The 6,548-nt window shown below is 62.3% G+C and carries 8 protein-coding genes; 3 read left to right on the top strand and 5 right to left on the bottom strand.

Features of this window, described 5'->3' with window-relative positions:
• Positions 1-161 (top strand): Hsp20 family protein (locus KIH79_RS12470; protein WP_219059677.1); only part of this gene is annotated, 161 nt, incomplete at its 5' end.
• Positions 162-324: 163 nt separating this feature from the next.
• Here the strand turns inward: KIH79_RS12470 and KIH79_RS13295 are convergent.
• The 5 genes from KIH79_RS13295 to KIH79_RS12495 form a co-directional block, all read right to left on the bottom strand.
• The gene (locus tag KIH79_RS13295) at positions 325-477 is read right to left on the bottom strand and encodes a type II toxin-antitoxin system YafQ family toxin (protein ID WP_420829383.1); all 153 of its coding nucleotides are present in this window, start codon (positions 475-477) and stop codon (positions 325-327) included.
• A complete protein-coding gene (locus tag KIH79_RS12480) occupies positions 458-634 on the bottom strand; it encodes a type II toxin-antitoxin system YafQ family toxin (RefSeq protein WP_219059668.1) in 177 nt (58 codons plus the stop codon). The genes KIH79_RS13295 and KIH79_RS12480 overlap by 20 nt, the downstream gene beginning before the upstream one ends.
• Positions 631-939: a type II toxin-antitoxin system RelB/DinJ family antitoxin gene (locus KIH79_RS12485; protein WP_219059669.1), complete on the bottom strand. Its 309-nt coding sequence runs from the start codon at positions 937-939 to the stop codon at positions 631-633. Before KIH79_RS12485 ends, KIH79_RS12480 begins: the two co-directional genes overlap by 4 nt.
• A 91-nt stretch (positions 940-1,030) precedes the next feature.
• Complete coding sequence (locus tag KIH79_RS12490) at positions 1,031-2,755, bottom strand: PHP domain-containing protein (protein ID WP_219059670.1); 1,725 nt, start codon at positions 2,753-2,755, stop codon at positions 1,031-1,033.
• A gap of 138 nt (positions 2,756-2,893) precedes the next feature.
• Positions 2,894-3,283 (bottom strand): DUF1304 domain-containing protein, encoded by a 390-nt coding sequence (locus KIH79_RS12495; RefSeq protein ID WP_219059671.1) that lies wholly within the window; start codon positions 3,281-3,283, stop codon positions 2,894-2,896.
• A 137-nt stretch (positions 3,284-3,420) separates the two neighbouring features.
• Here KIH79_RS12495 and KIH79_RS12500 point away from each other — a divergent pair, with 137 nt between their 5' ends.
• On the top strand, positions 3,421-4,473 hold the full coding sequence (locus tag KIH79_RS12500; RefSeq protein WP_219059673.1) for a 3'-5' exonuclease: 1,053 nt from the start codon (positions 3,421-3,423) through the stop codon (positions 4,471-4,473).
• A gap of 197 nt (positions 4,474-4,670) precedes the next feature.
• Positions 4,671-6,239: a Sapep family Mn(2+)-dependent dipeptidase gene (locus tag KIH79_RS12505; protein WP_219059675.1), complete on the top strand. Its 1,569-nt coding sequence runs from the start codon at positions 4,671-4,673 to the stop codon at positions 6,237-6,239.
• Positions 6,240-6,548: the final 309 nt, after the last annotated feature.

The following is a 6,548-nucleotide window of genomic DNA, read 5'->3' on the forward strand; positions in this document are numbered from 1 at the left end:
GCTACATGGGCAGCTGCTCTCGTAGCTTCTACGTGGGCGAGGACGTCAAGGAGTCCGACATCCACGCGCAGTACAAGAACGGCACGCTGTGCATTCAGGTTCCGAAGATGCAGGCCCAGCCGCAGGTCGAGGCCAAGCACCAGATCGCCATCGAGGGCTGACCGTCGATAATGAACGCTTTCGTCGCCGCCCGGCGGATATTGCCCGCGCGTGTTGAGCGCGGAGTCCGTCGGACGGCGGGAAACAAAGCCTAGTCCTGTGATGGGGCCGGATGATCCCAACCGATCACCCGACCCCATTGCGTTTTTTGAACGTTCGGCCGCGTTAGATCAGTTCGCCTTGGAACAGTTCGGCGTGGGAGCCGAGGCGCACCATGCGGATCACGGTACGACCGGCACGTTTCCGATACAGTACGAGCACATCGATGTCGCCGGCCAAATGGAATTCCCAATGCCCGTTATGGGTTGCCGCTTGCATTATTCAGCGCATGCGGACGGTACCCTTCAGGAAGCTCGCCATTCTCCCTCAACATCGGAACTGCGTCATCCAAGTCGTCCAACAGTTCGGGATGAACGCGGCTCAGCCACTCGTAGTCCGCATCGAATTGAGAATCAAATTTGATGACATAGCTCACCGCACTCGCCCCCTCAACTGGCGCAGATGATCACGGACTTCCTCCTCCGTCTCGCACGTCGTCGCGTCATCGGGGATAATGCCCAGCTCCTTGGCCTCGGCCTCGACCATTGCGCGCCGCGTCGCTTCGATCGGAGCCATATGTACGCCCTCATACCGGCGAGGTTTGAACGGTACACCATTCTCCGCAAGCGACTGCCGCAAAAACATGTTCACGGCAGTACTCAGGCTCATGCCCATCGACTCATACAATTCCGCAGCGCGAGCCTTCACGTCATCATCGACATTAGCGACCAGCTTGCCCATCGTGCCTCCCAACCTTAGTGAGCGGAGAATACCTACGATGCCCCAGCGCGACGACGCGACCGGCATGAACACGCCGGTCGCGTCGCGGACGTCAGAAGAGTGACGGTTCCTCTTCCTTTTGGGACGCCGCGTCGTCGCGCCTCAGGGATGCCGATCCCAGAATGTTCAGGTGGGGCAGGCCGAGTTCGCGGCATGCGTGCAGGTCGAGGGCGGTGGCGATGGTTCCGTCCACCTGCTGGATGAGCGACGTGAGTTCCGTAAACGGTCGGGAGGCGAGCACGATGGATCCCTCCCTTACGAACCGTCGGTACGGGAAGCGTGCGATGCGGTCCTGAACGTCCGTGTGATGCTGTTCACGCAGCCAGGCATCGATCGCATCCGCGTCGGAAGCGGATCCGGCCGACTTCTGGTATTCGAATGCGCGGGCCACGGCTTTCACGGCGTTGGATCGGCCGTACGCGGAATGGGCGACGGTCGGCGCCGCATGATGCTTGCCGTAGTGCGCGTTGAGCATGTCTGGCACGAGTCGGGCGGCGCCGGGCTCGGTCCTCAGCGTTACCGTGGGGAATGTCGGTTTCCTGGCGTTGATGAATCTGGCCGCCGGCACGTTTTGCTCCAGTGGGTTCACCTGCGTGATGCCCAGCGCGTAGCATACGAGACTGGCAGTGGCATTGCCCTCGCCGGGCGTGAATGCGAGTCCGGACTCGACAAGACGCCGTTTCACGTCGGCGACGGCCAGCAGGTATTCCGCGACGTTCGTCGATCCGATCGCGCGCAGTTCGATTTCGGTCCGATCCCTGACATCGTCGGTCACGGTCACGCCCAGACGAAGCAGGCCGCTGTCGGTCATCTCTCGCAGCACGCCGTCCGAGGTTTCGTCCGGGCCATGGTCGCCGACGGGCATCAGCGCGCCTTCCGGACGGGGGTGGAAGTTCGCGTCGCACCGTTCGGCGATCAGCCGGGTGTTGTCGCACGCTTCGGGAACGTCCGCGAACAGCCGGCGCATCTCTTCACCGGGTCGCAGGTAGTATCCGTCGCCGTCGAAACGGAACCGCGACGGATCATCCCATGTCATCCCGCTTTCGATACACAAACGCATCTCCTGCGCCATGCGGTCCTCCGGTCGCGCGTAATGCACGTCGGCGGTCGCGACGATCGGCGCGCCCAGCTTGCCGGCGATGTCGATCAGGCCGGCTCGCACCCGGCTCTCGATCTCCAGACCGTGATCCATGAGCTCGACAAAGAAATTGCCGCGGCCGAAGATGTCCTGCAGTTCGCCGGCCATGCGCAAGGCTTCGTCGAACTGTCCTAGCCGCAGTCTCGTCTGTACCGCTCCCGACGGGCAGCCGGAGCCGCAGATCAGGCCGCCGGCGTATCGGGACAGCAGCTCACGGTCCACGCGCGGATATCGGCCGACCCTGCCTTCAAGGTTCGCGGTAGACGACATGGCGAACAGGTTCGACAGGCCCTCGTCCGTCTCCGCCCACAGGCTAAGATGCGTGAACTTGCCGCCTCCGCTGACATCGTCGGGATTCCGGCGTCTGCCCGGATCGGGATCCCACGACACCGGCGATGGATCCCGGCGGTCGGTCTCGGGAGTCACATACGCCTCCATGCCGAGCACCGGCTTGACGTCGGCTCGTCGGCAGGCCTTCCAAAAGTCGAACAGTCCCGACACCACGCCATGATCGGTCAGGCCAAGGGCCGGCTGTCCCATACGCGCCGCCGTCTCGGCCAATTCGTCCACGCTCGCGCCGCCGTCGGTCATCGAATACGCACTGTGCACGTGCAGATGCACGAAATCATCGCCGCTCATCATCATCCTTCCCGCGGAACGGATCATATGCCGCTATTATCGCAGAAAGCCTCAGCAATAGATACATATCCTCCACCGGGTTTCATGCCGGCATTCACCGGTTTCGATGCGCCTTGCCGCAGCAAAGTCGGATATCAATCAAACCATGACGGAAATCAGCAGCAGCACCAGCGCAATCGCGGGACAGGCGAACTGCTTGACGGCCGCCGAACGCTTGTCGGGGCTCCCCGCAAACAGCACCACGGCGGCGAGCGCCATCGACGCGGTGCCCGCGGACATCAGCGTCAGACCCGCGACAGGCCGTCCGACCAACACAAGCAGCGCGCCCAGCAGGGCCATGATGCCGAGGAACAGATTGTAGAAGCCCTGATTATAGGCCATCTCCTTCGTCGCCTCGGCCTCCCGGGCCGAACGGATGGAGAAGATTTCCATGGTCTTCGGCTCGGTCCACCGGAACGATTCCAAAATGAAGATCAACACGTGAAGCAGACCGGCGAGAATCGCGAATATGCAGGATGCAATGAGCATGTGTGCTTCCTTTCCAAGCGAAAATACGGGGGCGGAATACGGGACACATACAGGGTAGCAAGTCCACGTCCATCCTTGCCGCCAATCTGGAAGGCGTTGCATCGTCCCGACTGTCACGAAAGGCGCTCGCAGGCATCATGGCCGATTACAAGGGCATTCCGCTGGTTTCGCTTCCCGAGTTCGTGCGTGGGGCGGCCGAATGCGAGATGCTGGTGGTGGACACCGAGACGACCGGTTTGGGGGCGGACGCCCGCGTGATCGAGATCGGCGCGATTCTGTTGCGCAACGGGGAGCCATGGATGGCGTGCGACGAGCTGCTGGATCCCGGCTGCGATCTGCCGGCGGGCATCACCATGCTGACCGGGATTCGTGAATCGGACCTGCGCGGAAAGCCGTTTTCGGAGGATATGTGCCGCCTGTTCTGCGAGGCGATCACTCCCGACATCGTGGTGGTGGGGCACAACATCCAGTTTGATTTGCGGATGCTCGGCGGAACGCACCATGCGATGCTTCGGTATGCGGCGATGAGCGAGGACACGCTGGACTTGGCCCGGACGTTGCTGCCGAACGCCCCGTCCCATTCGCTGCAGGCGGTCATGCGGCTGCTGGGATTTCATGAGGTCGAAGAGCACCGCGCGCTGTCGGACGCGTGGTGGACGTGGCGCTGCTGGGACAGGCTTACCGACTTGCAGAGTCCGATCCTGCTCAGTCCGCAGGAAATCGGCTTGGAGCGTATCCGGCTCGGCGAGGATCGTCGCCGCAAAACCGCGGGATTTCTCGAGGGACGGCGGACCGGCGGCCGTGGGATCGAGCCGGTCAATGCAAAGCCGTCATTGGATCTGCCGGTGCTGGAGACGTACGAATGCGGCGTGAACGTCAGCCACTTGACCAATCGCCGGCTGCTCGCCGACTACGGCTACGATGCCTGGGTATGGGTCCGCGTCGAGCGCGGCATCAAGGAGGACGGGCCGATGGCGGGCACCCCGACGTATTGGACATGGCTGGACGAGCGGCGCATGGGCGATATCACGCCGTTGCAGATGGCGCGTCACTGCGGACAGGTTCCGGGCGGGCACGCCGTGCTGGTTGCGCACGTTCCCGACCGGAAAGCCGATCGCGAGCGGGGCGTGCACGGCCTGCGCATACAGTTGCCCGCCCCGCACGAGGAGCGCGAGCCGGAAGAGTTCTGATCCGACGGCGCGAGATTCGTGCCGCACGTTTGCGTGACGCATGCAGTGGTGCCGGTGAGTCGCGGCCTGTGTGGTGTCGATGACTTGTTGGAATGACGATTGCGGGGCTTTTGCCGGCAAGCTCGTTGCGTTTGGCGTGTCGGACTTGCGTTCAACCTTGCTTGAAGCGATTACATGGTGACTGTCGGAAAGAACAAATGCGGGAGCTGCCATATGTCGCGCCTGCGATCGGCCGGCGAGCCGCAGACTGCGGCGACGGGACGGCTGCGGCTGCCGTGTTTGTCCCGTGCTGGAGGGAGATCGGCATGAGTGATTTTGGGATCGCGCGTCAGGCGCTGACATGGTTCGACGGACACCGTGAACAGTTCGTGGCGGATCTGCTGCGATGGTTGGGGATCCCATCGGTGTCCGACGCGTCGGCTGGAATCGATGGCGCTCCATACGGCAGCGGCGTGGCGGATATGTTCGCGGAGGCGGTCGCGACGGCGGAACGCTACGGACTTGCTTGGGCGAATCATGAGGGTTTTGCCATGTCCGTGTATGATCCGGACCATCCGTTCGAAGCCATGCGGGATATCGCCATGGTGTCTCATCTTGACGTGGTGCCGGCCGGTCCCGGCTGGGAGAGCGAGCCATTCGCTCCGTATGAGCGGGATGGTTTCGTGGTCGGCAGGGGAGCGGACGACAACAAAGGCATGGCCCTGCTCAATCTGTATCTGCTTCGGTACTGGAAGGAGAAGGGCGCATCGTTCCGGCATCCGGTTCGGGTGATGTACGGCGGCGCCGAGGAAACGGGACTGGACGACATGCGCGAATATGTGCGGCGTCACGGCGCGCCGTATCAGGCGATCGTCACCGATTGCGGTTTCCCGGTCAACACCGCGCAAAAAGGCGAGATCACGCTCGTGGCTGCGATGCCGAAGCCCGAGAGCGTTATTTCCCTTGTGGCCGGGGCGAGTCCGAACGCGGTTCCGGGAGAGGCTTCCGTCCGACTTTCACTGCCTGACGCCCAACGCGATGCCATACTGTACGCCGTCGGCGCCATGACGGGCATGCGCGCCGCAGTCGAATCGGACGGCACGGTCACGATCACCGCGACCGGCCGTTCCGGGCATGCGGCGTTTCCCGAAGGCACCGTCAACGCGCTTCATCGCCTGACGGCGAGTCTCATGGAGACCGATATGCTTCCACCTGCGGCGAAGGGCTTGGTGCGTCATCTTGCAGCATGGAGCCGCACGCCATACGGCGACGGTTTCCATGTCGCGTTCGAAGACGACGCATCCGGCACAACCACGCTGAACCTTGGTTTGGTGCGGACCGTCGGCCATCAGCTGCAGATGACCATCGACGTTCGTCACGCCGTCACGCAACACCCGCAGCGGATCGTCGATGATATTGCATCGAAGATCGATGAGGCGGGAGGCCACGTCGACCGTGTCGACATCGATGCGCCATATGTCGTCGCTCAGGACGACCCGCGGGTCGCGTTGCTCACCGGCATCTATAACAAACTGACCGGATCCCATGCCGAACCGTATGCGATGGGTGGCGGAACGCATGCCCGCGTGATCCCCAATGCACTGAATTTCGGCCCCGGACTGCCGTCGGGCTCAATGATCGCCGGCGATGACCGGCCCGCGCCTGATCCCGATTTCATCCACGGCGGCGCGCATGGTCCGAACGAATGGACATCGGTCGATCGACTACGTCAGGCGTTCGCGATCTATGCGGCGGCCATTCCGCGGCTCGATGCCGAGCTTGATTGATGGCGCGATATACGTGGGGTTTCGTTCTGTGTTTGGGGCGAAGCCCCGTTCGTTTATATGCGAAGAGCTGTTATGTATGCATGCGTTTGGATGCGGCTTGCGTGATTCGTGTGTCTGGTTGTCGTGGTGTGTCGTTTGTTGGTTGCGTGTTGTTCATGTTGGTGTTGTTTTTGGGGTTTAGGGGCTCTTCGCATTTTGGTGTGTAAGGGCCGTGCGGTTTGATTCGGTGTGTGATTGAGAAAGTGAATGAAACCGCGCGGCTTGGTATTGAGTCTAGCGCGTTCGATGGTCGGGTCCTGCTTGGCTTGG

The organism is Bifidobacterium miconis (genome assembly GCF_019331735.1).
GTDB classification, from domain to species: Bacteria; Actinomycetota; Actinomycetes; order Actinomycetales; family Bifidobacteriaceae; genus Bifidobacterium; species Bifidobacterium miconis.